This is a genomic window from Aquitalea aquatilis, assembly GCF_005155025.1.
Classification (GTDB): Bacteria; Pseudomonadota; Gammaproteobacteria; order Burkholderiales; family Chromobacteriaceae; genus Aquitalea; species Aquitalea aquatilis.
Genome location: NZ_CP039731.1, coordinates 2,456,364 through 2,483,345, shown reverse-complemented (window position 1 = coordinate 2,483,345; position 26,982 = coordinate 2,456,364). Strand labels below are relative to the sequence as shown.

Annotated in this window: 28 protein-coding genes and 5 tRNA genes; 10 read left to right on the top strand and 23 right to left on the bottom strand. The window is 60.5% G+C overall.

All coding sequences use genetic code 11. From position 1 onward, the window contains the following. Positions 1-42: 42 nt before the first annotated feature. Positions 43-645, bottom strand: coding sequence for a phosphatase PAP2 family protein (locus tag FAZ30_RS11660; RefSeq protein WP_137009460.1), 603 nt, complete (start codon positions 643-645; stop codon positions 43-45). 271 nt (positions 646-916) lie between these two features. On the opposite strand from FAZ30_RS11660, the gene chrA reads away from it, so the two are divergent. Beyond that, on the top strand, positions 917-2,251 hold the full coding sequence (gene chrA / locus FAZ30_RS11655) for a chromate efflux transporter (protein ID WP_137009459.1): 1,335 nt from the start codon (positions 917-919) through the stop codon (positions 2,249-2,251). Positions 2,252-2,264: 13 nt separating this feature from the next. Here chrA and nudB read toward each other — a convergent pair whose 3' ends face one another. The 7 genes from nudB to FAZ30_RS11620 all read right to left on the bottom strand — a co-directional run bounded on the left by nudB (position 2,265) and on the right by FAZ30_RS11620 (position 7,689). Further along, positions 2,265-2,711, bottom strand: coding sequence for a dihydroneopterin triphosphate diphosphatase (nudB, locus tag FAZ30_RS11650; RefSeq protein ID WP_137009458.1), 447 nt, complete (start codon positions 2,709-2,711; stop codon positions 2,265-2,267). Next, a complete protein-coding gene (locus FAZ30_RS11645) occupies positions 2,701-3,336 on the bottom strand; it encodes a response regulator transcription factor (RefSeq protein ID WP_137009457.1) in 636 nt (211 codons plus the stop codon). Before FAZ30_RS11645 ends, nudB begins: the two co-directional genes overlap by 11 nt. Then, entirely contained in the window at positions 3,333-4,640 is a 1,308-nt protein-coding gene (locus tag FAZ30_RS11640; RefSeq protein ID WP_233578267.1) for a mechanosensitive ion channel family protein, read from the bottom strand. The genes FAZ30_RS11645 and FAZ30_RS11640 overlap by 4 nt, the downstream gene beginning before the upstream one ends. Positions 4,641-4,669: 29 nt before the next feature. Then, the gene (gene lolD / locus FAZ30_RS11635; protein ID WP_137009456.1) at positions 4,670-5,359 is read right to left on the bottom strand and encodes a lipoprotein-releasing ABC transporter ATP-binding protein LolD; all 690 of its coding nucleotides are present in this window, start codon (positions 5,357-5,359) and stop codon (positions 4,670-4,672) included. Then, on the bottom strand, positions 5,352-6,599 hold the full coding sequence (locus tag FAZ30_RS11630) for a lipoprotein-releasing ABC transporter permease subunit (protein WP_137009455.1): 1,248 nt from the start codon (positions 6,597-6,599) through the stop codon (positions 5,352-5,354). Before FAZ30_RS11630 ends, lolD begins: the two co-directional genes overlap by 8 nt. 13 nt (positions 6,600-6,612) lie before the next feature. Further along, positions 6,613-6,831: a hypothetical protein gene (locus FAZ30_RS11625; protein ID WP_193394293.1), complete on the bottom strand. Its 219-nt coding sequence runs from the start codon at positions 6,829-6,831 to the stop codon at positions 6,613-6,615. Positions 6,832-6,900: 69 nt separating this feature from the next. Then, positions 6,901-7,689: a C40 family peptidase gene (locus FAZ30_RS11620; protein WP_137009454.1), complete on the bottom strand. Its 789-nt coding sequence runs from the start codon at positions 7,687-7,689 to the stop codon at positions 6,901-6,903. Between the two features lie 60 nt (positions 7,690-7,749). Here FAZ30_RS11620 and FAZ30_RS11615 point away from each other — a divergent pair, with 60 nt between their 5' ends. The 3 genes from FAZ30_RS11615 (at position 7,750) to FAZ30_RS11605 (ending at position 10,660) form a co-directional block, all read left to right on the top strand. Next, positions 7,750-9,432: an ABC1 kinase family protein gene (locus FAZ30_RS11615; RefSeq protein WP_124641292.1), complete on the top strand. Its 1,683-nt coding sequence runs from the start codon at positions 7,750-7,752 to the stop codon at positions 9,430-9,432. Beyond that, positions 9,433-10,212, top strand: a complete 780-nt coding sequence (locus FAZ30_RS11610) for a hypothetical protein (protein WP_137009453.1) — start codon at positions 9,433-9,435, stop codon at positions 10,210-10,212. Between the two features lie 94 nt (positions 10,213-10,306). Next, positions 10,307-10,660, top strand: coding sequence for a DUF2325 domain-containing protein (locus FAZ30_RS11605; protein WP_124641288.1), 354 nt, complete (start codon positions 10,307-10,309; stop codon positions 10,658-10,660). A gap of 245 nt (positions 10,661-10,905) precedes the next feature. Here FAZ30_RS11605 and FAZ30_RS11600 read toward each other — a convergent pair whose 3' ends face one another. The 8 genes from FAZ30_RS11600 to hpnC all read right to left on the bottom strand — a co-directional run bounded on the left by FAZ30_RS11600 (position 10,906) and on the right by hpnC (position 17,593). Further along, positions 10,906-11,085 carry a zf-HC2 domain-containing protein gene (locus tag FAZ30_RS11600; protein WP_124641286.1) on the bottom strand — a complete coding sequence of 60 codons (180 nt, stop codon included), beginning with the start codon at positions 11,083-11,085 and terminating at the stop codon, positions 10,906-10,908. After that, complete coding sequence (locus FAZ30_RS11595; protein WP_124641284.1) at positions 11,082-11,642, bottom strand: sigma-70 family RNA polymerase sigma factor; 561 nt, start codon at positions 11,640-11,642, stop codon at positions 11,082-11,084. The genes FAZ30_RS11600 and FAZ30_RS11595 overlap by 4 nt, the downstream gene beginning before the upstream one ends. A 3-nt stretch (positions 11,643-11,645) precedes the next feature. Further along, positions 11,646-13,010 carry a DNA repair protein RadA gene (gene radA, locus FAZ30_RS11590; RefSeq protein ID WP_137009452.1) on the bottom strand — a complete coding sequence of 455 codons (1,365 nt, stop codon included), beginning with the start codon at positions 13,008-13,010 and terminating at the stop codon, positions 11,646-11,648. A 21-nt stretch (positions 13,011-13,031) separates the two neighbouring features. Then, positions 13,032-13,637: a hypothetical protein gene (locus FAZ30_RS11585; RefSeq protein ID WP_124641280.1), complete on the bottom strand. Its 606-nt coding sequence runs from the start codon at positions 13,635-13,637 to the stop codon at positions 13,032-13,034. 56 nt (positions 13,638-13,693) lie between these two features. Continuing rightward, positions 13,694-14,452, bottom strand: a complete 759-nt coding sequence (locus tag FAZ30_RS11580; protein ID WP_124641279.1) for an SDR family oxidoreductase — start codon at positions 14,450-14,452, stop codon at positions 13,694-13,696. Between the two features lie 19 nt (positions 14,453-14,471). Then, a complete protein-coding gene (hpnE, locus tag FAZ30_RS11575) occupies positions 14,472-15,776 on the bottom strand; it encodes a hydroxysqualene dehydroxylase HpnE (protein ID WP_137009451.1) in 1,305 nt (434 codons plus the stop codon). A 7-nt stretch (positions 15,777-15,783) separates the two neighbouring features. After that, positions 15,784-16,629 (bottom strand): presqualene diphosphate synthase HpnD, encoded by an 846-nt coding sequence (hpnD, locus tag FAZ30_RS11570; RefSeq protein ID WP_124641274.1) that lies wholly within the window; start codon positions 16,627-16,629, stop codon positions 15,784-15,786. Between the two features lie 151 nt (positions 16,630-16,780). After that, positions 16,781-17,593 (bottom strand): squalene synthase HpnC, encoded by an 813-nt coding sequence (gene hpnC, locus FAZ30_RS11565; RefSeq protein WP_124641272.1) that lies wholly within the window; start codon positions 17,591-17,593, stop codon positions 16,781-16,783. 130 nt (positions 17,594-17,723) lie between these two features. Between hpnC and FAZ30_RS11560 the strand changes: the two genes are divergently transcribed. From FAZ30_RS11560 to FAZ30_RS11540, 5 genes are all read left to right on the top strand, one after another. Next, positions 17,724-17,799: transfer RNA gene (locus FAZ30_RS11560), tRNA-Ala, on the top strand. Positions 17,800-17,828: 29 nt separating this feature from the next. Next, positions 17,829-17,904, top strand: a tRNA-Glu gene (locus FAZ30_RS11555). A gap of 22 nt (positions 17,905-17,926) precedes the next feature. Continuing rightward, a tRNA-Ala gene (locus tag FAZ30_RS11550) sits at positions 17,927-18,002 on the top strand. Between the two features lie 54 nt (positions 18,003-18,056). After that, positions 18,057-18,132, top strand: a tRNA-Ala gene (locus tag FAZ30_RS11545). Positions 18,133-18,188: 56 nt separating this feature from the next. Beyond that, a tRNA-Ala gene (locus FAZ30_RS11540) sits at positions 18,189-18,264 on the top strand. 53 nt (positions 18,265-18,317) lie between these two features. Here the strand turns inward: FAZ30_RS11540 and FAZ30_RS11535 are convergent. The 7 genes from FAZ30_RS11535 to FAZ30_RS11505 all read right to left on the bottom strand — a co-directional run bounded on the left by FAZ30_RS11535 (position 18,318) and on the right by FAZ30_RS11505 (position 24,498). After that, a complete protein-coding gene (locus FAZ30_RS11535) occupies positions 18,318-18,980 on the bottom strand; it encodes a hypothetical protein (RefSeq protein ID WP_137009450.1) in 663 nt (220 codons plus the stop codon). A 176-nt stretch (positions 18,981-19,156) separates the two neighbouring features. Further along, positions 19,157-19,780, bottom strand: coding sequence for a GTP cyclohydrolase II (gene ribA / locus FAZ30_RS11530; protein WP_124641269.1), 624 nt, complete (start codon positions 19,778-19,780; stop codon positions 19,157-19,159). An 85-nt stretch (positions 19,781-19,865) separates the two neighbouring features. Continuing rightward, positions 19,866-20,573 carry a GAF domain-containing protein gene (locus FAZ30_RS11525; protein WP_137009449.1) on the bottom strand — a complete coding sequence of 236 codons (708 nt, stop codon included), beginning with the start codon at positions 20,571-20,573 and terminating at the stop codon, positions 19,866-19,868. Positions 20,574-20,776: 203 nt separating this feature from the next. Beyond that, positions 20,777-21,868, bottom strand: coding sequence for a polyamine ABC transporter substrate-binding protein (locus tag FAZ30_RS11520; RefSeq protein ID WP_124641265.1), 1,092 nt, complete (start codon positions 21,866-21,868; stop codon positions 20,777-20,779). A 196-nt stretch (positions 21,869-22,064) separates the two neighbouring features. Continuing rightward, entirely contained in the window at positions 22,065-22,946 is an 882-nt protein-coding gene (hslO, locus tag FAZ30_RS11515) for an Hsp33 family molecular chaperone HslO (protein ID WP_137009448.1), read from the bottom strand. Continuing rightward, positions 22,943-23,539: an Ntn hydrolase family protein gene (locus FAZ30_RS11510; protein ID WP_137009447.1), complete on the bottom strand. Its 597-nt coding sequence runs from the start codon at positions 23,537-23,539 to the stop codon at positions 22,943-22,945. The genes hslO and FAZ30_RS11510 overlap by 4 nt, the downstream gene beginning before the upstream one ends. 131 nt (positions 23,540-23,670) lie before the next feature. Beyond that, the gene (locus tag FAZ30_RS11505; protein WP_246043351.1) at positions 23,671-24,498 is read right to left on the bottom strand and encodes a L,D-transpeptidase; all 828 of its coding nucleotides are present in this window, start codon (positions 24,496-24,498) and stop codon (positions 23,671-23,673) included. 213 nt (positions 24,499-24,711) lie between these two features. Here FAZ30_RS11505 and rlmD point away from each other — a divergent pair, with 213 nt between their 5' ends. Then, positions 24,712-26,301 carry a 23S rRNA (uracil(1939)-C(5))-methyltransferase RlmD gene (gene rlmD, locus FAZ30_RS11500; protein ID WP_124641258.1) on the top strand — a complete coding sequence of 530 codons (1,590 nt, stop codon included), beginning with the start codon at positions 24,712-24,714 and terminating at the stop codon, positions 26,299-26,301. Positions 26,302-26,982: the final 681 nt, after the last annotated feature.

Here is a 26,982-nt window from a genome sequence, read left to right as displayed (position 1 = left end):
GGCCTGGGCCTCGTTTTTTGTTTGTTGCTCATCAATGGGAGCTCAGGCCTTGATCCAGCCCAGCGCAATCGGCTTGGCCAACAGCAGGCGATACACCCCATTCAAGGACTGTAACAGCCGTGGCCCGCAGGCTGGCCAAGCCAGTGCCAGCATCCGGCTATACAGCAAGGGCAGCAGCAGGCCACCCAGGATATCCAGCGGCCAGTGCACCCCCAGATAAATGCGTGACCAACCCACAAGCACGGTCAGCAACAGCAGCATGCGGCCGAGACGAGCCTTGCCTGCCAGCCAGAAGGCATAGGCGGTGGTGGCAAAGATGGTGGTGTGATCGCTGGGAAAGGACGGGTCGGCCGCATGATCGATAAAGCGGTAGCCCAGCCCGATGGCAAAGGGACGCGGGTGGTCCCACAGCAGGCCGATCAATTGATTGCACAGCAGGGCCAGGCCTACGCTGAGCAGGACTCTCAGCGCTCTTTCCCGCTGTGGCTGCTCCCCCCACAACCACATGCCCAGCAGCAGCAGCGGTATCAGCAACACCAGGTATTTGGCCAGAAAAATGGCCAGGGTGATGACTGCCAGCGGTGACGCCGGCGTGGCATTGATGGACAGGAACAGGGCCTGATTAATGCTTTCCAGTGCAAACATGAAGATTCGAAGACAAAAATAAAACCGCATTGTAACCAGCACGACATGGGCTGTCCTTGCGTGTTTTGTGACAATCGGGCGTACACCGCTGACAAGATCTGGCACCGCCATCACAGCGAGTGGCTGGACAACAAGGGGACGGTACCGCCCTGAAGTCACCATGGCACAGCCATCCCTGCAACAAGTGGCCGCTGCACTTTACCGGAAAATTTTCAAACTTTCCGTTCTGTTGTAAAGTTGTTTCCTTTTGTTTCGTTATAAAGAAACCATCATGCGCGCCACACCCGCCCCTGCAGCGCCCGCCGCCGTCAGCCTGCGCCAAGCTTTCGTCTTCTGGCTCAAGCTGGGTTTCATCAGCTTTGGCGGCCCCGCCGGGCAAATCGCCCTGCTACACCAGGAACTGGTGGAAAAACGGCGCTGGATCTCGGAGCGGCGCTTCTTGCATGCGCTCAATTACTGCATGCTGCTGCCGGGGCCGGAAGCGCAGCAGCTGGCCACCTATATCGGCTGGCTGATGCATCGCAGCTGGGGCGGCATCATCGCTGGCGGGCTGTTTGTGCTGCCATCACTATTCATCCTGATCGGCCTGTCCTGGCTGTATCTGGCGCTGGGCCAGCTACCGCTGGTGGCCGGGCTGTTTTACGGCATCAAGCCGGCCATTGTCGCCATTGTGCTGCAGGCCGCGCTACGCATTGGCCAGCGTGCGCTGAAAAACCGGCTACTGTGGTCGCTGGCAGCGGCCTCCTTCGTGGCACTGGCGCTGTTTGGCCTGCCGTTTCCACTGATCGTGCTGACCGCCGCCGCCATCGGCTATCTGGCCGGACGGCACAACCCGGCGCTGTTTGCCACCGGCAAGGGTGGCCATGGCCAGCCTGCGACCACCAGCGGCCCGGCACTGATCGACGATGACACGCCCACGCCGGCGCATGCCCGCTTCAGCCTGTCCGGACTGCTGCGGGTATTGGTCGCCGGCAGCCTGTTATGGGCCGTGCCACTGCTCGTACTGCTCAGCCACTATGGCTGGCAGCACCCGTTTACCCAGATGAGCTGGTTTTTCACCAAGGCAGCCTTGCTGACTTTTGGTGGCGCCTATGCGGTATTGCCCTATGTCTACCAGGGCGCGGTCAGCCACTACGGCTGGCTGAGTGCCGGCCAGATGATGGACGGGCTGGCGCTGGGCGAAAGCACACCCGGGCCGCTGATCATGGTGGTGACATTTGTCGGCTTTGTCGGTGGCTATCAGCATGTGAGCGACTGCGCGCCCTGGCTGGCCGGCATCATGGCCGCCTGCCTGGTGACCTGGTTTACCTTCTTGCCGTCTTTTCTGTTCATTCTGGCTGGCGGGCCGCTGATCGAGCGTACTCACGGCACGCTGTCGCTCACCGCGCCGCTGACCGCCATCACGGCGGCAGTGGTGGGGGTGATTGCCAATCTGGCGCTGTTTTTTGGCTGGCATGCCCTATGGCCACAGGGCTGGCAGGCCGGGCCGGACTGGGTGGCCGTGCTGATTGCCCTGGCGGCTGGTGTGGCGCTGTTGCGCTACAAGGTGGGGGTGATCCGGGTGCTGGCAGCCGCCGCACTCAGCGGCTGGCTGCTCAGGCTATGAACAGCGTCTAAGCCTATTCGAGGCCAAGCCGGGACGGCAGCAGGCGGATGGCTGCGGCATTGGACGGGGAAAACACCAGTTCGGCCGCCTGCTGCCAGGGTAGCCACTGCTGGGCGGTGTGTTCGCCCGGAGCCAGTTGCACCTCCTGTGCATGCGCCAGTTGCAGGCCAAACACATACTCGTCGTTATGCGTGACCCCGGCAGGATAACGGTGACGCCAGTGCGGGTAGATTTCGTAACGGTTGTGCAGCTGCCAGTCTGTCAACTGATGCGCGGCGGCCACCAGGCCGGTTTCTTCCAGCAGTTCGCGGCAGGCGGTTTGCAGCAGGCTTTCCTCGCCCTCGCGACTGCCGGTGACCGATTGCCAGTAGCCGGCCTTGTCGGCACGCTCGATCAGCAAGACCTGGCCGTCTGCAGTGTGAATCACCACCAGCACCGATAGCGGCTGCTTAGTGCCCATCGCCGCGACTCCCGCCATGCTCGGACTGGCTGGCCGCCAGCAGGCCGGCCAGCTCCACTGCCGACTTGACGCCCATTTTCTCGAATACCCGCGAGCGGTGCACTTCCACGGTTTTCATGCTGATGGAGAGCTCCTCGGCAATCTGCTTGTTGAGCTTGCCCAGCAAGATCAGCTGCATGACTTCCTTTTCACGCTCGGTCAGCGAGGCCAGCAGCGTACTGACACGCTGGCGACGGCCATGCACGGCACGGTTGGCTTCGTCCTGGCGCAGCATCTTTTCCACCCGCGCCAGCAGCACTTCATCATCAAAGGGCTTTTCCATGAAATCCAGCGCGCCCAGCTTGATGGCTGCCACCGCATGCGGCACATCGCCATGCGCTGTCAGCATGATGGCGGGCGGGCAATAGGCCCAGTCGGCCAGCCGCTCCAGCAGCATGATGCCGGACATGCCGGACATGCGCAGATCGACAATCAGTCCGTTGAAGCCGGTATCCGGCCCGCTCGCCAGGAACTCCTCGGCGCTGTCAAAGCCGCTGACCTGATAACCCTGACCATCCAGCAACCAGATCAAGGCCTGCCGCACGGCGGCATCGTCATCCACAATCGCCAGTCGCTTGCCGCTCATGCCTGCTCTCCCCGGCCGGGCAGCGCCACGGCCACATCGCTGACAATACGCACATCCCGCTGCGGGTAAGGAATCTCGATGCCCAGTTCCTTGAAGCGCCGCCAGATGGCCAGATAGATTTCCGACTTCAGCCCCATGAAGCCGTTTTCCGGGTCTTTCACCCAGATGCCCAGCTCCAGATTGATGCCGCTATCGGCAAATGCCGTGACAAAGGCGGCCGGCGCGGGATCGGTCGGCACCCGCGGGTGTACGGCGGATTCGCGCAGCACGGCCAGCGCCTGATCCAGATCGGTAGCGTAATCCACCTGAATGGGCAGGCTGATCCACATCGCCTTGTCCGAATAGGACTGGTTGATCACGGTATTGGAAATCAGCGCGTCGTTCGGCACCAGCGCCTCGGAGCCGTCGGCGCTTTTCAGCACCACATAGCGCGAGGTGATGCGCGTGACGTAGCCAACGCGGTTATCCACCATCAGCCGGTCGCCGATGCGGATGGAGCGATCCAGCAGGATGATGAAGCCAGAGACATAATTGCTGGCGATCTTTTGCAGACCAAAACCCAGCCCCACACCCAGCGCACCACCGAATACCGACAGCACGGTCAGATCGATGCCTACCACCGGCAGGGCAATCAGCACCGCCACCACGATGAGCAGGGTGCGCGCCATCTTGGAAAACACGATGCGCAGCGACAGGTCCATGTGCTTGAGCCCCATCACCCGCGCCTCGATCACCCGGCTGACCCACAAGGCCACCACCACGATGATGGACACCCACAGCATGGCGTTGAGGATGGTCAGCAGGTCCAGATGGGTCTTGCCCACGGTAAAGGACACCGATTGCAGCCAGTCCAGCATCACATCATCAAAGCCGATGGCCCAGCTGACAAAACCCAGCCACAGCACGGTGGCGATGAAGTGTTCGGAATGGCGTTCGAACTTGCCCTTGGGCAGGGCCTGGCGCATCACCGAGGAAAACAGCCGGATCACCCCCAGCCAGAACAGCATGGCGGTAAACAGCGGCAGCAAGTGCGGCCGGCTATGCGTCAGCAGATTCCAGCCGACAATGCACAGCAGCATGCTGACCAATGCCACACTGGGCAACACCAGCCGGAAGGCGGTGTAGCTGACGAAACGCTCGTAGCGCTCCGGGTGGTGCTGAAACCAGCGGCGGAACACCTGCCGTGCGGCAAAGGTTCCCAGCAGCAGGCACAGCACAGCCAGCAGCAACTGGCTCAGGCCAGTGCCGGTCTGGGCAGCGGTCACCACCGTGTCAAAATTCATTTCTTCACGAACTAGCAGCACCTGATTCTCCTTGGCAGCACGCCATGGCCTTACTGGCCGGCCGCCGCATCCTGCACACGACCTTCCACCAGCCGCAATATGCGTTGCGCCCGTCCGGCCAGCTCCAGATCATGCGTGACGATGATCAGGCTGGTGCCCAGGCCCTCGTTCAGTTCCAGCATCAGGTCGAACACCTGGCGCGCGGTCTGGTAATCCAGATTGCCGGTCGGCTCGTCGGCCAGCAGGCAGGCCGGCTGCGTCACCAGCGCGCGGGCAATGGCGGCACGCTGCCGCTCGCCACCGGACAATTCACCCGGCTTGTGCTGCAGGCGTTGCGACAGCCCCACCCGCTCCAGCATGGCAGCCGCCTGTTCGGCGGCTTCCTTGCGCGGCAGGCGGCGAATCAGCAAGGGCATCATCACGTTTTCCAGTGCGGTGAATTCCGGCAGCAGATGATGGAACTGGTAAACAAAGCCCAGCGACTGGTTGCGCAGCACGCCACGCTCAGCCTCGGACAGGCTGGCCAGATCGCGTCCCAGCACTTCCACTACGCCCTGGCTGGGCGTATCCAGCCCGCCCAGCAGGTGCAACAGCGTACTTTTGCCCGAGCCGGAAGCACCCACAATCGCCAGCCGCTCGCCCTTGTCCACCCGCAGTGTCACATCGGACAGCACGGTCAGGTTGAGCCGGCCTTCGCTATAGGTTTTGCCCAGATTGCGGCAGTTCAGCACATTACTCATAGCGCAGCGCCTCCGCCGGCTGGGTGCGCGCAGCGCGCCAGCTGGGATAAATGGTGGCCAGCAAGGCCAGCAGCAGGGCAATCACGGTAATGGTGCTCACGTCGCCCAGCTGCACGTCGGATGGCAGGTAGTCGATCATGTACACCTCGCTGGACAGCAGCTTGGTCCCCAGCACTTTTTCGATCAGCGGCACGATCACGTCCAGATTCAGCGCTACCAGCACCCCGCCTGCCACCCCGGCCAGCGTGCCGCTGATGCCAGCCACCGAACCCTGAATCATGAAAATCTTCATGATGCTGGACGGTGCCGCACCCAGCGTACGCAGGATGGCGATGTCGGCCTGCTTGTCGGTCACCACCATCACCAGTGTGGACACCAGATTGAAGGCCGCCACCGCCACAATCAGCGTGAGGATGATGGTCATCATGCGTTTTTCAATCTGCACCGCACGGAAGTAATTGGCATTGGTATCGGTCCAGTCGATCACTTGCGACTGCTGGCCCAGCGCCTGCTGCAGATTGGCCTTCACCAGCGGTGCCAGCATCGGGTCGTCCAGCTTCAGCCGCACGCCACTGACGGTATCGCCAAGGCGCGACAACACCTGGGCATCCTGCAGATGGATCATCGCCAGCGAGGCATCGTATTCGAACATGTCCACCTTGAAGATGCCGATCACGGTGAACTGCTTGTAGCGCGGGATCATCCCCGCCGGCGTCACCGTGCCCTGCGGCGTGAACAGCGTAACCTTGTCGCCCATGCCAACGCTGAGCTGGCGCGCCAGCTCCACCCCCAGCACGATGCCGAACTGGCCGGGCTTCAGCGCCTCCAGCTTGCCTTGCAGCATGTGCTGGCCCACGTCCACCACCTTGTCTTCCAGTACCGGCTCGATGCCGCGCACCAGACCGCCGCGCACATTGCCATAGGCAGAAAACAGGCCCTGACCATTCACGAAGGGAGCGGCGGCCACAACATGGGCATCGCGCTCGGCCACCTTGGCCACGTTTTGCCACTGTGGCAGACGCCCGTCAAAGGCGGAGATTTCCACATGCGAGGCCACACTGAGGATGCGGCCACGGATTTCCTTCTGGAAACCGTTCATCACCGACAGCACGATAATCAGCGCCGCCACGCCCAAGGCGATGCCGACAATGGAAATCAGGGAAATAAAGGAGATAAAACCATTGCGCCGTTTGGCGCGCAGATAACGCAGCCCGATCAGGACTTCAAAAGGCCATTGCATGCCGGTCTGCCTTTCAGGGCTGGTAGGGGTTGTGCAGGCTTTGCATCAGCCGCACCAGGAAATCCTTGACCTGCTGTTCGTCACAGCCCATCAGAATGGCATCTTCCAGCGCGTCCTGCGCCATCTGCTGCAATTCCTCCAGGTTTTCGTTCATTACCTTGATTTTTTCCACGCAGGCGACAATGCCACCTTGCGGATCTTTCCATACCGGAATGTCAATATTCATGGCCATGCCTGGCTAATCCTGAAAACGCAATGCCCGCCAAAGCGGGCATCGTGATGATGGTCAGCCGCCAGCGGTTCAGCCGGCGACCTTTTTCTTCTTGCCGTGGCCAGACTTGCCGGCACGGGCGGGCTTGTCACTGCGCGCCGACTTGCCACCCTTGCTGGCTTTCTCGGCCTTGCTGCCCTTTTTCTTGCTGGCGGGCGCTTCGGCTACCGCCTTGCACTTCTTGCCTTTGCGACATTTTACCTTGGGCGCTGCCGCTGCACTGTTGTCACGCGACTTGGCGGCGACACTGTCGGCGGCACCCGGCAATTCATCCGCAGCCTGCACATTGGCATTATTGCGGTTGATGCGGCGCGCGCCATTCCAGCGGCTTTGCCAGTAGCTCTGGTTCATGTTCACCACTTCGACATTGCGCCCGGTACGCGGCGCATGGATGAACTTGCCGTTGCCCATATACATGCCAACATGGGAATAGGCAAAACCGCGGGTATTGAAGAAGACCAGATCACCGGCGACCAGTTCACTTTTATCGACGGCCTTGCCGATATGCGCCATCTCGGCCGAGGTACGAGGCAAATTGACCTTGAGGGATTTCTGGAATACATAACGGACAAAACCGCTGCAATCCAGACCACTGACCGGCGAATTGCCACCAAAACGGTAGGCCACGCCCAGCAGGCTCATGGCCTGCAGCAGCAAATCCCCTACTGCATCCTCGCCAGGCGAGGCATACTTGGCAATGGGGTCTTCCGAGGCCTCGACCTTGGGCCGTGCATCCTGCACATTTTTTTCCGGTGCGGCCTGGGCAAAAACCATGACGCCAGCAAGCATCACGGCGAGTAATCGGAGTTGCAATTTCATAGGCCGCACTCTATCGGACAGGGACGGGAGTGTAAAGCCAACTTGGACACCAATCAGCCCATGCTCAGAGAAACTCTTGTTGCAATGCGCGACCTTCCGCGCCTGAAGGAAATCAGCGGCATCCTCATCCGCCACGGCCTGGGAGAGTTCGCCCAGCGCCTGCGTCTGCCACGCGCCATGGAAAAAGCCGGCGAATGGCTGAACCTGCACCTGCCCGATGCCGACGCGGGCCTGCCCACTCCGGTCAGGGTGCGGCTGGCCTTCGAAGAGCTGGGCCCCACCTTCATCAAGCTGGGGCAAATCCTGTCGACGCGGGTGGATGTATTCCCCGCCGAGTGGATTGCCGAATTCGAAAAACTGCAGTCCACGGTGCCACCGGTCGACCCGGCCTCGGTACGGCTGCTGGTGATCAAGGCCTTGGGCAAACCGCCGGAAGAGCTGTTTGCCAGCTTTGATGAAAAGCCCATCGGCTCGGCCTCCATCGCCCAGGTGCATTTCGCCACCCTGCATGATGGCAGCCATGTGGCCGTCAAGCTGCGCCGCCCCGGCATCGTTGAAAAGGTGGATGCCGACCTGCGCATCCTGGCGCATCTGGCCACGCTGATCGAAATGGAATTCCCCGATGCGCGGCGCTTCCAGCCGGTGGAAATCGTCGCCCAGTTTTCCCGCTCGCTCAAGCGCGAGATGGATCTGGCGGTAGAAGCGCGCAATATGGAACGCTTCGCCCGTGACTTTGCCGATGACGCCCAGGTGGTGGTGCCGCACGTGTACTGGGACTACACCAATCCGGCGGTGAATGTGCAGCAGCACATTGATGGCGTACCGGCCAGCCGGCTGGACCAGCTGGCCGACAGCGGACTGAACCCGGTGGAGCTGGCCAGCCGTGGCGCAGATGCCGTGCTGAAGATGATTCTGCTCAACGGCTTTTTCCATGCCGACCCGCACCCCGGCAATGTATTTTTCCTGCCGGAACACCGCATTGCCTTTATCGATTTCGGCATGGTGGGTCGCATCAGCCATGGCCGGCGCGACGAAATCGTCGACCTGCTGGCGGCACTGGCCGAGCGCAACGAGCACGCCATGATGGACGTACTGGTGGAGTGGACCGGCAACACCCCGGTGGACGAGCAGAAATTTGCCTACGACATCAGCGAATTCATGTTCCAGTACGAACACGTGCCGCTGAAAGACCTCAACATCAGCCAGCTGATCACCGACATCATGGCGCTGATCCGCGACCACGGCATTTTGCTGCCGCCAGACATGGCCATGCTGTTCAAGGCGCTGATCACGCTGGAAGGGCTGGGCCGCCAACTCGATCCGGATTTCCAGCTGGTGGAGCACATCACCCCCTTTGTGCGCGAACTGATGCTGGCGCGCTACCACCCGAAAACCCTGCTCAAGCGCGGCAAGCTGACGCTGCAGGAAACGCTGGGCATGCTCACCGGCCTGCCCCGTGACATCCTGCGCCTGTCCAAGGACATCCGTCAGGGTAAATTCCGCATCAATCTGGACCTGCAACGGCTGGACAGTTTCGGCAAGCAGCTGGACCGCAGTACCAATCGTCTGACTATGGCCATCGTCACCGGCTGCCTGATCATCGGCTCTTCCATCGTGATGACGGTCAACGCCGGGCCCAAGCTGTTCGGCCTGCCCTTCTTCGGCTTTATCGGCTTCATGATTGCCCTGTTCAACAGCGTATGGCTGATCTGGTCGATCTGGCGCTCAGGCAAGGAGCTGTAAATGCGTTTCGTGTTGCTTGTTTCGCTATTGCTGGCCAACAGCGCCGCCCAGGCCCTGCAACTGGTCGAACTGAACTGGCGCGCCCCCAGCGAACTGCAAGCAGCGCTGCAGCCGCAACTGCGGCCGGATGAACGGCTGAGTGCGATGGACAACAAGCTGATCATTGACGCCAGCCCTGAACGGGAAGCCCGCCTGGCAGAGCTGGCACGCCAGCTGGATGTGCGCCCGGTCAGCCTGCGGCTGGAGGTAAGCCAATCCGGCAGCAGTGTACAGAGCCAGTCCGGCGTACAGCTGCAAGGCAATATCAGCATTGGTCGCACTCTCCCCGGCAGTGCGGGTAATGGCGTCGCCTTGTCCGCACAGCAGGACAGCCACAGCCGATCCAGCCAAAGCCTGCAAAGCCTCACCTTGCTGGATGGGCGCAGCGGTTTCATCCAGACCGCCAACAGCCGCCCGCTGCCCTGGCTGTTGCTGACGCCGCAAGGCAATATCGTGCGCGGCAGCAGCTGGCAGGAGGCCGTCAGCGGCTTTTACGCCCTCCCTCACCTGCAGGGTGAGCGGGTGCTCATCGAACTGGCGGTCAGCCAGCAGGCCTTTGCCGGCAACCAACTCAAGGGCAGCCAGCTTTCCACCACGGTAGCCGGGCGGCTGGGTGAGTGGATAGAAGTGGGCAGCATAGGCCGCGACGAGCAAGGCCGCAGCAGCTTGCTGATTGGCACGGGCCGGCAGTTGCTAAGCGGCCAGCAATCCGTGCGCATCCGCGTGCAGGCCTTGCCTTAGCGTTTTGCCGCCAGATAACAATCACTCCAGATGGCACTTGTCTTTGTAAATAATAATGATTATCATTTGCAAAACATATCACTCAGGAGCTGTCATGAATGCAATGCTGGTAGGCGCGGATACGCTGGGCAATATTCCCGAGGTGCTGCAAGAGTTCGGCATCACCATTCACCGCCACCTGAACGGCCGCAACAGTTCACACCAGCGCAAGAGCGACCGCCTGCCGGCCGGCACCGATCTGCTCATCCTGTTTACCGATTTTCTCGGCCACAATGTGATGCGCCATTTCCGCGCACTGGCGGCGGAAGAACAAGTCCGTTTCATCGCCTGCCGCCGCTCGGTCTGTGCCCTGAAACAGTCGCTGGACTGCGCCGGCCTCTCCAGCAAGCAGTGCGGCAGCTGTCCGCAGCGCTGTCAGCCTGCCAGTAGCAACAAGAAGCGCCATTAAGCAAAAAGCCGGGCATGGACCCGGCTTTCAGGCTGCTGACAAAGTAAACTGGTGCGATTTCACTGGACCCGGCAAAGCCGGGCCTCTCGACTAAGTGATTGATTCCGCAGCCTTCCAATTTACTCCCAACCCCCCCGCCCTTGCCCTGCAAGGGAGCCTCGCTTTCCTTTCGAAAAGCGAGAGGGGTTTGTCAATAATCTGAAAGCCGGGCATTGACCCGGCTTTGCTCTTTCCACCTTACAGCCTTACTCTCCGCGACCGGCCTTGCGAGCGGCTTGCTGCAACAACTGCAGCTGATGGGAAAACTGGCGGCAGTTGCCGCACATCCACAAATGCACCCGCAAGCGCACGTATTGCCATTGATTCAAAGGCTGATCCATTCCCTGCGATATCAGACGGCTGGCCTGCCGGCAACTGATTTTCATGCGTGGGCCTCCCCGGTCCAGCGAATTTCAAAACACTCGCGCAAGCTCATGCGGGCGCGATACAGCAGCACTGAACAGTTAGTCGCCGTCACGTCCAGATTGTTACAGATTTCGGCAATTTCCAGCCCCATCACCTCGCGCATGACAAAAGCCATGGCCGTGCGCCGGGGCATCACCTCGGAACAGCGCTCGAATACTTCCCAGAACTGGCGCGACATCAGCGACTCTTCTGGCCCGCTCCAGGCCTTGATTTTGTCCTGCCAGTGGCCATTCTTGCTGAATAGGCCGTCAAAGTCGCTGTCGTCGGTTTCATCCTCCAGCGATTCGAACAACACCTCCTTGCCCTTGCGCCGCAACCGGTCGATCAGCTTGAAGCGCAGAATGGAAGTGAGCCAAGTGCGCAGACTGGACTTGCCATTGAAACTGTCACCCGACTCCAGCGCCGCCAGCACGGTTTCCTGCACGATTTCATTGGCAGCGTCGCGGTCGCGCAGCTGCGCCAAGGCATAGCGCTGCAGATAGGCCAGTTCGGCTTCCAGGTCGGCATGGGCAATCATGGCTCAGTCTCCACGACAGTAATCGACGGCATGTTCCAGCCGGTCCACGGTAATCACTTCCAGCCCTTCGATGGGTTGGCGCGGCTTGTTGGCCGTGGGCACGATGGCGCGGCTGAAGCCCAGTTTGGCGGCTTCTTTCAGCCGCTCCTGCCCGCGTGATACCGGCCGCACTTCGCCGGCCAGCCCCACCTCGCCAAACACTACCAACTTTTTCGGCAAGGGCTTGTTACGCAAGGACGACACCATGGCCAGGATCACTGCCAGGTCGGCTGCCGGTTCGCTGATCTTGACCCCGCCCACCGCATTCAGGAATACATCCTGATCAAAGCAGGCCACGCCACCGTGGCGATGCAGTACCGCCAGCAGCATGGCCAGGCGGTTTTGCTCCAGCCCCACCGCCAGGCGCTTGGGCTGCATGCCATGGCAATCGTCCACCAGTGCCTGGATTTCCACCAGCAGCGGGCGGCTGCCCTCTTGCGTGACCAGCACGCAAGAGCCGGCCACATCATCACGATAGGAAGACAGGAAGATGGCCGAGGGGTTGGACACGCCCTTGAGGCCGGTTTCGGTCATCACGAACACACCCAGCTCATTGACTGCGCCAAAGCGGTTCTTGATGGCGCGGATCATGCGGTAGTTGGAGTGCGCATCGCCCTCGAAATACAGCACGGTGTCCACCATGTGTTCGAGTACGCGCGGGCCGGCCAGCGAGCCTTCCTTGGTGACATGGCCCACCAGCAGGATGGTGGTGCCGGTCTGCTTAGCCATGCGGGTGAGCTGGGCGGCACATTCACGCACCTGCGATACCGAACCGGGGGCGGAGGTCACCTGCTCGGTATACAGGGTCTGGATAGAGTCGATGACCGCGACTTCCGGCTGTTCCTGCTTCAGTACTTCCTGAATGGCTTCCAGGCGGATTTCCGCCAGCAAGTTGACCTGGCTGGGGTCAACCGCCAGCCGCGAGGCACGCAGGGCGATCTGCTGTGGCGATTCCTCGCCCGACACATACAGTACCTTGCGCCGCTTGCCGATGACGGCCAGCGCTTGCAACAGCAGGGTGGATTTGCCGATGCCGGGGTCACCGCCAATCAGGATGACCGCACCGCGCACGATGCCGCCACCCAGCACCCGGTCCAGCTCGTCGATGCCGGAGGGGTCGCGCGGGACTTCTTCGGTCTTGACCTCGGACAGCACCTGTACCCGGGCATTGGTGGTGGACCAGGACTGGAAGCGCGGGTTACTGGCTGCCGGGGTGGAAACGGCTTCTACCAGGGTGTTCCAGGCAGAACAATGGAGACACTGGCCCTGCCATTTCGGCACTTGGCCGCCGCACTCGGTGCAGCTGAAAACAGTTTTGGTTTTTGCCATCAGGAAAAGCGCAGGAAGGATTCAACCGGGATTGGCGTTATTGGCATTGTCGGCCGGGGGCTGGCCGTTGTCGGCAGGTTTGTTGCCATTGAGTTGCTGGATGATGTTGAGCAGGCGCTTCTGGTCTGGTTCACCGCTACTACTGCCCGCCTTGGCCTTGGCTTTCTCAGCCCCACCATTATGACGAATGGCGGCCAGTACGGCCGCCACCTGCGGATCGCTCTTGGCGGCCTTGTCGGCCTCCTCGCTGCTCAGTGGCGGCGGGGCTGCCGGGCTGGGTGCCGCACTGGAGGACTTGCCCTCTGCCGGGGTGGCGGCTGGTGCGGCAGCACCATCCTTGGCGGCGGACGCCGTGTCACCGTGTGGCTTGGGGCTGTCACTGGCTGGCGGCTCCATGGTGTCCAGCTTGTTCTTGGACATGTACTCGTTCATCTCGCGCCAGCCGGCATAAATGGCCGCAGTATCAGCCTCCGGGTTGCGCTTGAAGCACTCTTCCAGCGAGCGGCCGGTCTGGCGGCAGGCAGCGCCCAGCGCCTTGTGTGCCTCCTTGGACAGGCCGGACACATTATTGACCCAGTTGCAGCCGGCCAGCAGCACCAGCAAGGGCCAGATCCACAGACTCTTCATGCTCTCCCCCCATAGACCATCTGCCGGCCACCGCGTGATGACCGGCCCCGTGCCGCTTATTCGCCTTTTTGACTGCGCAGGTCCAGTTCGACGATTTCGCCGCTCTGCCCCTTACTGGCATCACTCATCCAGTGCAGCAGATAGGGCATCAGCGTGGCCAGATCAGCCCGCTCGCTCTTGGCTTCGCCCGGATGGGTGCGATTGCGTTGCGGCGAATTCACCGGACCCGGAATCAGCTGGTTGACGCGCAGGTTCGGATACACCTCCCACTCGTCAGCCGCCACGCGGGTCAGGTAGTTGAGGCCAGCCTTGGACGCGCCGAAGCCGCCCCAGTAAGCCGCCGGGTGCAGCGAATGGGTTTCACCCATGAACAATACCGAGGCGTCGGCCGACTCCTTCAACAGTGGCAGGCAGGCGCGGGTCAGCGCAAACGGTGCCACGGTATTGATGCGGTACTGGTTCATCCACTCGTCTATGCCCTGGTTGGACAGCGGCGACAAGGCATAAAAATGCGAGGCGCAATGCACGATGCCATCCAGCTGGCCCAGTTCGCGCTTGATCTGGAAAGCGGCGTTGCTCAATTGCTCGTCGGTCGCCGTCAGCAGATCCAGCGGAATGGCAGCAGGCTCTTTGCCACCGGCGGCCACGATTTCATCGTAGACCTTTTCCAGCCCCTTGACGCTGCGCGCCAGCAATACCACCGACGCACCGTGCGCGGCAAACGTCAGCGCAGCTTCCCGACCTACCCCTTGCGTAGCACCCGTCACCAGAATGACGCGGCCAGCCAGACAATCTTTGGCAAATGTTTGGTTCATATTGATTTTCTGCTGTGAGTCACCCGGCGGCGACCCGTGATGATGGCAAATCCTGTAATAGCTGGCGGGCGGCAGTCACACCGCTTTGCACCGCCCCTTCCAGCGTGGCGGGGTAGTCCGGGCACAGCCAGTCCCCCGCCAGAAAAACCGATTGTACCCTGCTACGGCAGTGTGGTCTTGTCAGTCCCACGGTTGAGGCAAAGGTGGCGCGCTTTTCCACGATCAGCTGCGCGGCGGTCGGCTGCAGGCCGTTCAAGGCCGGCAGCAGCTCACCGATATCGGTTTCCACCTTGCGCAGCAGCGCTTCGCGACTCAGCGCCTGTACCGCCAGCAGCGGTGCGCTGATGACAGCAGCCAGCAAGCCACGCTCACCAGACAGCGCCTGGCGGTCGAACAGCCAGTCCAGTGTGCCGCCCTGCAAGCCCATCATCGGCAAGGGCATGGCGATGTCGGCATCGTAGCGCAGGTATGCGGTATATATCGGCCAGTACTGGAAAGCCTTGACCTGCGCCTGCAAAACCGGCTCCTGCAACAGGGCGGCGGCGTGATAAGGCGCCAGCGCCACGATGGCCGCGTCGAAAGGCTGACCATCCACCAGCACGCCATGTGAGGCGGCTTGCAGCTGCTCCACCCGCACGCCGCCGCGCCACTGCACGCCCTGCTCGCTGAGCCAGCGCAAGGCCGGGGTGGGAAACAGTGCCGACAGGTCCTGCCTGGGCAGCAACAGGTCGCTGTCGGCACGACGGCCACCCAGGCTGTCGCGCAGCGTGGTCGCCAGAATCTGCATCGAGGCCTGCTCCAGCGGCGTATTGAGCGCCGACAGCACCATGGGCCGCCAGAATTGCTCCACCAGCCAGTCCGACTGGGTTTGCTGCTGCAACCAGCGCTTGACCGTACAGTCTTCGGCCAGCCGCCAGCCCTGACGCTGCAGGCTTTGCAAGGCGCGGGCCAAGCGCCACTTGTCCTGCCAGCCCAAGCCCTTGACCGACAGCAGGCCAGCCAGCACATGCAGCGGGGCCGGCCAGCGTGGGCATTGCATGCGTATGCCATCCTGGCGATGCCAGCTCAAGGGCAGGCGCTGCATGGCCTGTTCGGGGTCGACACCCACTTTGCGCATCAGCCGCAGACACTGGTGATAGCCACCGATCAGAATATGCTGGCCGTTATCCAGCTGGCTGTCGCTGGCACTGATGCGGCGTGCCCGCCCGCCCGGCTCGCGCCCGGCTTCAAACAGCGTCAGCTCGGCGTGGCCAGCCAACTCAACGGCCGCCGCCAGGCCGGCCCAGCCGGCCCCGATGATGGCAATACGTGGAATGGCAGCCATGTCAGGATCAGGCCTGGTAACCCAGCACCCAGGTGCGCCAGGCCAGCCACAGCTTGCGCAGCGGCGTCAGCGACAGGCGCTGGTTGAGCACCTTGGCCGGACCGTCCAGCTGGATTTCCTCCAGCGTGGCGCGGTAAATGGCGGCCATCAGCAAGCCGGGACGCTGGCTTTTGCGGTCCACTGCCGGCAGCAAATCCCAGGCGCGGCGGTAGTATTCACGGGCACGCTCGATCTGGAAGCTCATCAGCGCGGCGAATTCCGGGGTTTCCTGATAACTGCTCAGATCACTGGCCGGCACATTGAAGCGCTGCAGTTCTTCTACCGGCAGGTAGATGCGACCACGGCGCACGTCCTCACCCACATCGCGGATGATATTGGTCAGCTGAAAGGCGATGCCCAGTTCGTGGGCGTATTTCAGTGTCTGCCGGTCCTGATAGCCGAAAATCTGCGCGGCCAGCTGGCCCACCACGCCGGCCACCCGGTGGCAGTACAGCAGCAAATCCTGAAAGCGCTCGTAACGGGCGAAGTCCAGGTCCATCTGCATGCCGTCGACAATTTCTTCCAGCAGGTTCTGCGGCAGGTCGAGCGCGGTCACATGCGGCTTGAGCGCCTGCATCACCGGATGCTCAGGCTGGCCGTGGTAGAGCTTGGTCACCTCGCCACGCCACCAGGCCAGCTTGGCACGGGCCACGCCCTCGTCGTGGCACTCGTCCACCACATCGTCCACTTCGCGGCAAAAGGCATACAGCGCGGTAATGGCATCGCGACGATCTGCCGGCAAAAAGCGGAAACTGGTGTAAAAGCTGGAGCCGCTGCTGGCGGCCTTGTCCTGACAATACTGCTGCGGCGTCACTCGCCTCTCCTCATCTGCCATCGGGCCTGCCGGAGCATCCCGAAGAATGGTTGTTATTGTCTGTAGCGGTCGCTGGAGCAGCCAACAAAATAGCGCGGCACTCCAGGGGCCAGGCGGCGCAACGCTGCACCAGTTTTTTTGTTAGCCGTGCTTAGCGGGCACGCAGCGCACGCCAGAACATATAAATCCAGTCGCGCCAGGTCAGCACCGGGCGCTGGCGAAACACATCGCCGCCACTGTCGTGCAGCTTTTTCAGAATACGCTCGCCGCCCATGATGACCAGCCGCAATTCCAGACCCAGCCGCCCCTTGAGCACCTTGCCCAGCGGCGCACCGGCCTGCAGCATTTTACGGGTGCGCTCGATTTGCGCCAGCATCATCGGCCGCCACAGGCCGGTGGCATCGCGCCCGGCGATCTGCGATTCGCGGATACGGAATTTCTGCAGATCATCCAGCGGGATATAGATGCGGTCCTTGTCCCAGTCGATGGCCACGTCCTGCAGGAAATTGATCAGTTGCAGCGCGGTGCAGATGCCATCAGACATGGCCTGGCTGCGCGGGTCGTTTTCACCATACAGGGCCAGCATCAGCCGCCCTACCGGATTGGCCGAACGGCGACAATAGTCCACCACTTCGGCAAAGTTCTGGTAACGCTTTTTCACCACATCCTGGCTGAAGGCCGACAGCAGATCGTAAAACGGCTGCATGGGCAGCGCATGGCTGCTGATGGCGGCAGCCAGATTACGCATCAGCGGCATGGCCGGGATGCCACCGTCACGGATGACATCCAGCTCGTCCTGCAGATGCGCCAGCTCGCGCAGCCGTTCTTCCGGCTGCTTGTCACCCTCGTCGGCAACATCGTCGGCATAGCGGGCAAAATGGTAGATGGCATGCACCGCCCGGCGCATGCGGCGGGGCAGCAAAATGGAACCTACCGGGAAGTTTTCATAATGGCCAACCGACATCGGCATTCCCGCACAGTCATTGCTAAGCCGCCGATTATAGCGCAGGCCGCGCAGCAAAATTTTTTTCGCAGATCCCTTTACAGCCAACGGCAGCCTGTCTATACTGCGCCCCACTGTGAACGACACACACGGGGCTATAGCTCAGCTGGGAGAGCGCTTGCATGGCATGCAAGAGGTCAGCGGTTCGATCCCGCTTAGCTCCACCAAACCGTTCCAGTCGGATAAAGTTCTTAGGGTCCCCATCGTCTAGTGGCCTAGGACATCGCCCTTTCACGGCGGTAACCGGGGTTCGACTCCCCGTGGGGACGCCAGAGTACCAGACGTAGTACCCGTGGGGGTATAGCTCAGCTGGGAGAGCGCTTGCATGGCATGCAAGAGGTCAGCGGTTCGATCCCGCTTATCTCCACCACAGACAGTAAGCTTTTGATGACACACTGACGGTTATCAGGAGTCCAGCATTACCGGGGGTATAGCTCAGCTGGGAGAGCGCTTGCATGGCATGCAAGAGGTCAGCGGTTCGATCCCGCTTATCTCCACCACACTACAGTCAGCTTGTGATGTCGGCTCCAGACCGCATGGCAAGTCAAGCAACACCGGGGGTATAGCTCAGCTGGGAGAGCGCTTGCATGGCATGCAAGAGGTCAGCGGTTCGATCCCGCTTATCTCCACCAACTCAAAAGCCGGAATCTCACGATTCCGGCTTTTTTCATTGCGGCACCCTACTCTATATATTGCCCTGCTCCGGGCCAATCAGCTGATTGATGCGCAATACCTGATCTGCCGCCTGCAGCAGCAGCGGATGCTGCGCCATGCCGAAACCATCGCGCACCAGCGCCATGACAAAACGCATGCCATGCAACACCAGCCGTGCAGCATGCTGCTCATCCGGATGCAGCACATTGCCGGCCAACCGTGGCCGCAAGCGCCGCTCGCGCCCAGCCGCCATCAGCCGCAAGCCCTCCGCCGGCGGTGACTGCCGGCTATACAAGCGGTAGGGCAAGGGCCACTCATCCACCACCGGCGGCTGGCGTCCGGTCAGCTCCTGTACCACCTGCTCCAGTTCGCCAGCCAGCCGTAACAGCGCATCCAGCCCGGCCTTCACCTGACTGCGTCCGCCCTGCATCATCTGCTCGTGCAGCAACAGCACCCGGCGATGCAAAAAACGCAACTTGGCCAGCGCCAGCCGCCGCCCGTCGTCGTCCTGCCCTTCCCTGGCCTGCCTGGCCAGATCATCCAGATAGGCCACCCAGTCCAGGTATTCGGCCAATACCTCGCTGCCGGGCTGAAAATCGGCCAACTGCGCCACGGCTGGCGCAGCGCGGTAAGCCGGCAGTGGATTCCAGGCCGACGCATTCAACAACACATTCTGCTTGGGTGTGACTTTCACAGTGACTCCTCATCGCCTTGCTTGCCAGCCCCATGCAATTAAAACTGTACGCTTATTTTATTTTAAATATATCGGCAAATTATGCCGTAACTTCAGTCTCCGCCATAGTGCGCGCAGCAACCATGAAAAATGCCAGAGCAACGCTCTGGCATTTTGGGGCAGCAAAGACTGACAACTCAGGAAAACAGCATGTGCCCGAGCTTGGCGGCCTTGGTATCGAGGTAACGGTCGTTGTGCGGATTACGCCCCACCATCAACGGCACCCGCTCCACGACATCAATACCGGCGTTCTTCAGGGTTTCCAGCTTGCGCGGGTTATTGGTCATCACCCGCACGCTCTTGATGGACAGCGCATCCAGCATATGGCGCGCCACGCGGAAATCGCGCATGTCCGCCGGGAAGCCCAGCTGTTCGTTGGCCTCTACTGTATCCGCACCGCCATCCTGCAGCTTGTAGGCGCGGATCTTGTTGATGAGGCCAATACCGCGACCCTCCTGCCGCAGGTAGAGCAAGGCACCACGACCTTCCTTGGCGATGGCGTCCAGTGCCGCCTCCAGCTGGAAGCCGCAATCGCAGCGCAGCGAAAACAGCGCATCGCCAGTCAGACACTCCGAATGCAGACGGGCCAGCACTGGCAGACCATCGGCAACATTGCCCAGGGTCAGCACCACGTGTTCGCGCCGGGTCTCGGTTTCCTCGAAACCATGCATGGTGAACTCACCCCACGGCGTGGGCAGGCGGCAGCTGGCCACATAATCGACAGCGGGTTCTACCAGGGGATTAGGAAATTGCACGGCCATGCTTGCTCCGGAATCTGTTCAGAAAGCTTAGCGCTTGCCACGCAAAGCAATTAGTAATAGTCAGTACTATTTAACTGAGGGCAAGTTACATCTTTTCAAGCGGCGGCATGGCAGCGAATGGAGCGGCCAGAACAATGGCCAATGCCGCCAGCCAAACCAGACGGCTTTCATCGAAGAAACCCACCTGGCTGGATTCGGCATCCAGAATGCCCAGCACGCGGTCGTGCTCGTCAACGATGGGCAGGCACACTTCGCTTTTTACCTTGGGATCGCATTCGTAATAGCCGCCGCCTTCTGCCCGCCAGGCGGCCACGTCTTCAATCAGCACGCCCCAGCCGGTCAGACCCACCCGGCTGTTATTGCTGGTTTCGGCAAAGGCTTCAGTCAGCGGAAATTCGGCCCGGCTGGGCAGGCCCAGATAAGCCAGCTTGAGCAGACGCGCCTGCTTGCCTTCGCCAGCGCGGCGATAGATGCCCAGCCAGTCGGCACCGATCTTGTGATTGACCGAGTCCACCAGCGCATTCAGATTAGTCAGCAGAGTGCGGGCCGGCTCGCTCTCGCCGCCAAACCAGGGGGCCAGGTCATACGGCTCGTCGGCCAGTTCCTCGATCAGCGAGCAAGCACCATCCTCGCTCAGCTTGGGCACCGGATAGCGGAACAGATCGCGCTGCACCGGCGCCTTGTCCACGTCCAGCACCGCCTGCAGGGTCATCACGGCGATTTGCAGTTCGGTACGGTCAAGCTTCAAACCCTGTTCGCGCACATAATCATTGAGCTGGCGGTTGGGTATCATCAACACTCCTGGCATTAGCATAAACATTTGTCGGCAGCCATCCGGCCGTCGACAATATCGAACCTGCAAGGATACCAAGACCACCGGCAAAAGTCGCCCCGTTCACCAGCGTGGTTTCCCGCGATTCAGTGGCCGGCTAGCCGCTCTGGACATGAAAAAAGCTCCCTTGCGGGAGCTTTTGGTGTCATGCCAGGTGCGCGCAATCAGCCGGCACGGCCCAGCTTGAAGTTTTGCCACAGACGCGAGTACACGCGCAGGGTTTTCGGGTCAACCGACTTCATGATGAAGCCTTTTTTCACATCATCTGCCGTCGGGAAGATGCTGCGGTCAGCCAGATACTTCTTGTCAACAAAGGGACGTGCAGCCAGGCTGCCCGGTGCGTAAGTCACCTTGTTGGCGTTGGCCGCTGCCACATGCGGGTCCAGCGTGTAGTTGATGAAGGCCAGCGCATTGGCCACATTGGCCGAATCCTTCGGAATGGTCATGCTGTCCACCCAGAAAGCCACGCCGGACGACGGCATCAGCACCTTGATGTTCACGCCGCGCTTGGCTTCTTCGGCACGACGCTTGGCGATGTTCAGGTCACCGCCATAACCCATGGCCAGGCAGACGTCGCCATTGGCGATATCGTTGATATAGCCGGAGGACGAGAACTGGGTGATGCTGCTGCGGATGGCAGCCAGCTGCGGGGTAACGGCCTTGTAGTCGGCTTCGTTATTGCTACCCGGCTGCTTGCCGTAGTAGTGCAGCACCTTGGGCAGTACGTCGGCAGCGGAGTCCAGAATGCTGACGCCGCAGGACTTCAGCTTGGAAGCGTATTCCGGCTTGAACAGCAGATCCCATTCATTGGCCGGCAGCTTGCCGCCCAGCGCCTTTTTCACCTTGTCTTCATTGATGCCCAGGGTGATGACGCCCCAGAAATACGGCACGGCGTATTTGTTACCCGGATCGGATGCTTCCATCAGCTTCAGCAGGGCCGGGTCCAGGTTCTTGTAATTGGGGATCTTGCTCTTGTCCAGCGGCTGGAACAGGCCGGCCTTGATGCCGACTTCCAGCACATTATTGGAAGGCACGGTGATGTCATAGCCGGAGCGGCCGGTCACCAGCTTGGCATTCAGCGTCTCCATGCTGTCATACACGTCGTAGCGTACCTTGATGCCGGTTTTCTTGCTGAAATCGGGCACCGTGGTGGGCGCAATGTAATCCGACCAGTTGTAAATATTGACAACCGGTGCGCCAGCCTGAGCAGCCAGTGCAGATGCAGCCAGCAGGCCGCCTACAAGCATTTTTTTCATTGTTTCCCTACTCCTTCGATACAGGTTTGATGCTGCGTGCCTGTTTAGAATATCAGCACATTTGTGATCAAATCTACTATTTCCTTAAACAGCCACTGCGGACAGGCTGCTCGCAAGCAGCGGTTTGGTCCAGCACAAAGACAAAAACCGCCAGAATATGGCGGTTTTGACACAGGCTAGCAAGACAGCACAGCAGCTAGTGCCGCGCCTCGCGCACGGCCGCCAGCAGGTCGTAATTGAACAGGGTATTGGCATCTTCCTCGTCAAATACATAATGCTGGTTGCAATAATCGCAGACGATTTCCACGCTGCCCTGCTCCAGCAAGACTTCGCCCACTTCCTGGCCACCCAGCATTTTCAGCATATTGCCCACCCGCTCCTGGCTGCAGTTACAGGCAAAGCTGACGCCCTCCGGCTCGAACACCCGTACCGTTTCCTCATGAAACAGCCGGTGCAGAATATCTTCAGCCGACAGACCGAGCAGCTCTTCTGCCTGCAAGGTGCCGCCCAGAATGCTGATGCGCTCCCAACCTTCCGGCTCGCCATGCCCGTCCGGCAAACGCTGCAACAGCATGCCGGCGGCCGTGCTGTCGTTACAAGCCAGCACCAAGCGGGTTTCCAGCTGTTCGGAACGCAGCATGTAGTTTTCCAGCATCTGGCCGATGGTGTCGCCCTCTAGCGCCACAATGCCTTGCCAGGTTTGCGATTTGTCATGCCGGGGCTCCAGCGTGATGACAAACTGGCCGCTACCACCCAGCAATTCCAGAATGGGAGCTTCGTCCGCCAGGTCGCCATCCCACTTGGCCGTGGCGCGTACCGTGCGGTCGTGATTGCACTCCACCACAGCCAGGCGCAAGGGGCCGCTGCCATGCAGCTGCAAAATCATCGCGCCCTCGAATTTGAGATTGGCAGCCATCAATTCGGCCGCCGCCATCATTTCACCCAGAATGGTTTTCAGGGCGGCCGGATAGGCCCGGCGTGCCAGCACCTGCTGCCATGCGCCATCCAGGCGCACCAGCGCACCGCGTACCGGTGCACCATCAAACAGGAAGCGTTGCAAAGTATCGTGTTGGCTCATGCTGTTTTTTCCTTGGCGGCGTCCTCGGCCACTTCTACGGTATAGACGGTCATTGGCAGACAGGAATTGACATCAAACTCGCAACCGGCACGCACGCCGATTTCTGCGATTTCCTGCGCACTCAAATCCTGCTCATAAGCGGCAAACATCGCCCCCATGGCGAATTTGCGCCCTGAACCTATCGCCCAGAAACGCGAGAACTGGTAGATCTCGCGCATGGGATAGACACCAAAAATACCGTGGGCATTGACGATCACCACCATCATCTGACTGGATTCATAGGGATCTTCCTCGTCCTCTTCCGGACGCAGGTAAAACCCGTCTTTCAATTTGGGATGCAGTTTGCGAAAGGTATCGAAAATACCCTTACGACTGGTGAGATCCTTTTTCTTCAACTCTTTCAATGCACCTTGCAATACCAGGTCGTGGGCTGCGGAACCGGAAATGGCCAGATAGCTGTCGCCATGCTGGAAAATCTTGTTATGAAAACAGTCATAACCGGCCAGCAGTTTCTGGTCGTCGCCAAAGGTGGTCTGGCTATCGGCGGCAATAGCAATCTGATTGCCTTTTCTCACTGCCACAATGGTTGTCATTACTACGCTGCCTGCTTGCAAGGGAAGGGGCTAATATAGGGTCGCAACACAAAAAAGCAAGTATGCGGCCCCCGGACAAGCACAAAGCCGACTTGCGTCGGCCTTGTCATCATCCACCAAGCACCAAGAACCTACAAAACCACGGCGGGCTTCTTCACCAGCTTAAGCTTGCTGCCTGCAGAGTTGTAGGACTGGGCCGCCGGATCTTGCGGCACAGCCTGCTGCTCGACAGGAACACCGCCCTTGGGCGGCAGGGACAGCCAGCGCACTGCCGCCAGCTCGCCCGGATTACCGCTGTCGCTCTTGCAGGTCAGACAAACCGGCTTGCCACTGCGCTCCTTGAGCGCGTGGTCCACCCGCTTGCCCACCACCGCCACCGAATGGGTACGCTGCCACTCCAGCAGGCTGTCAGCCAGATGGGGGAAGGACGGGTCATCCTGCTTGTAGTGGTTCTTGTAGGCCGTCAGCCACAGCTCGCCAGCGCCATCCTCGTTGAGCAGGACGGTCTGGTAGGCCACGGTAACCGCCGCACCTTTTTGTACCGTACCCGCCAGATTCAAGGCATCGGGGTTTTTCAGCCGGATACAGCCATGGCTACGAAACCCTGGCACCGAACCGGGCGCATTGGTGCCATGAAAACCCAACCCCAGCTTGGCCTCGCCAAAGCGGATGAACACCGGCCCCAGCGGATTGTCAGGGCCGGGCGGCACCACGGTCAGCACCGGCTTGCCCTGGTTTTTCTGCTCGTCCTGGATCGACTTGGGCACATGCCAGCTAGGATCACGATACACGCCGGTAATGGCATAGCTGCCAGTCGGCGTCTGGGTCAGCATCTTGCCGACCGCCACCGGGTAGATTTTTTGAAGACGGCCATCCTGATACAAAAACAGCCGCGCCTGCGGCAGATTCACTACCAGATGCTGGCCGGTCTGACTGATCAGAATATCCGGCTCAGGCATGTTGGCAGCCCAGCCAGCCATGCTGCCCAGCAGCAGAACCACACCAGGTACAAGAGTAAAAACCGACTGCTTCATCGCGCACCAGACCAATAGTTTTTGATTGAAGGCATCATAACAGAAACCCGATATCGACCGCTCTGGCAAAAACCCCTGCGCAGCGGCGCATATTTTGAGAAAATCACGCTTTTCCGCCTGATTTATCACACGAATACAATGACTCAGCAACAGACCATTGCTCTGGTCGAATCACTTGACCACGAAGGCCGCGGGGTCGCCCACGTCGACGGCAAAACCATTTTCATCGACGGTGCCCTGCCGTATGAAAAGGTAATATACAGCGCCTACCGCAAAAAGCCCACGTACGAAAACGCCGATACCACTGCCGTGCTGAAGGAAAGCTTCATGCGCGCCACACCAGCCTGCCCGCACTACGGCACCTGTGGCGGCTGTTCCATGCAACACGTCGAGTTTACCGCACAGGTCGCCATCAAGCAGCGCGTGTTGGAAGACAACCTCAAGTTCATCGGCAAGGTGAAGGCCGAGCGCATTCTCACCCCGATTGCCGGCCCCACCTGGCATTACCGCCACCGCGCCCGTCTGTCGGCACGCCTGGTGGCAAAAAAGGGCGGCGTACTGGTGGGCTTCCATGAGAAGAACTCCAGCTATATCGCTGAAATGCGCGAGTGTCATATCCTGCCCAAGCACATTTCCGACCTGATCATGCCGCTGCGCGAAATGATCGCCAAACTGTCGATCAACAGCCGCATGCCACAAGTGGAAGTGGCAGTAGGTGACAAGGTGGACGTGCTGGTATTCCGCAATATGGATGCCATCAGCCAGGCTGACGAAAAGCTGCTGCAACAGTTCGCCGATCAGCATTGCCAGCCACAGCGCCCCCTGCAGATCTGGCTGCAGCCAGCCGGCCCGGATACCTGTTATCCCATCTACCCGCTGGATGCGCCAAAGCTGACTTACAGCATGCCGCAATACGGCGTGGAAATGCCCTACTACCCCACCGAATTCACCCAGGTCAACCCGCAGATCAATGCGGTCATGGTGGCACGCGCCCTCAGCTTCCTCGACCCGCAAGCGGGCGAACGCATTGCCGACATGTTCTGTGGCATCGGCAACTTCACCCTGCCCATTGCCCGCTCCGGCGCTAATGTACACGGCATGGAAGGCAGCCTGGCACTGGTCAAGCGCGCCGTGGAAAATGCCACCCATAACGGCCTGCAAGACAAGGTGACGTATGAAATGGCCAACCTGTTCGATGTCACCCCGGAAAGCTTTGCCGCGCTGGGCAAATTCGACAAGATGCTGGTCGACCCACCGCGCGACGGTGCCATCCAGCTGCTCAAGGCCATGACCGACGATACCGCGCCGCAGCGCATCGTGTATGTTTCCTGCAATCCGGCCACCCTGGCGCGCGACGCCAATGTGCTGGTGAACACCAAGGGCTACACCCTCAAGGCCGCCGGCATCATTAACATGTTCCCGCACACCGCCCACGTCGAGTCCGTCGCCTGGTTCGAAAAAACCGGCCCGGCCAAGAGCCTGAAGGAAGTGGCTGACATGGAAGCGGCGGAAGAAGCCATCCGCGAAGCCAAGCGTCAGGCCCGCAAGGCGCAGGAAGCCGAGGCAGAAGCCAAGAAGCAAGCGGAACTGGCGGAAAAAGCCGCAGCCAAGGAAGCCCGCCGTCAGCACTATCTGGATAACAAAGAGTATTACGACGCCAGAAGTGCCGCCCAGCAGCAGGCACGCGATGCCGCTGCCGGAGCAGAGGACAGCACAGCCAAGGAATAAGCTGTTTTGGGTGTTTGCCTGTAGCGCTCGACCCCAGTTGCCACCCCGGAGCGAACGATGCAGGCGCACCTGACCGACAGCTATATATCCAGAATCAAGACCCCGGATTCACGTGTAGAACTCAAGGACACGCGGATACCGGGGTTTACTTTGCGCGTAGGAAAGCGCGCTAAGGTGTGGTGCTTCCGCACCCCGAAGCGATGCCAGCACCCTGCCCCATACAAACCCCGGACTCATCCACCTGTTAGCAGGGGGTGCATCCGGGGTTTATTACAATGGAGCGGGCCATGACAGGCTGGACTGTCGTCGATACATGACTACACCACCATTAGCGTGGAACACCCACCGCGTGACGCGGGCAGTAGGAACGTGCTCGGCCTCAAGGACAAACAGCAGCCAGACAACTGCGCTGCAGGATAGCGAAAACATGCCATTGACTAAGATAAGCAAGCCTACTTCGAAGATGAGGCGCCCCAGCCGCCAAAACAACAGAGAACGCGGCAATGGCACCACGGTGAACAGCACATCCGCGACGATGCAGCCCATGCCTGTCATGTAGACTAGTGAGCACAACAACCCGCTCAGCTCTTGTCTGGTTAGCCAAGTACGGGACTAGCCGTAACCACATGATGAGTGGTATCGCCGTGCTCTATCCATCCAACAAATCCACGCTGACACAAT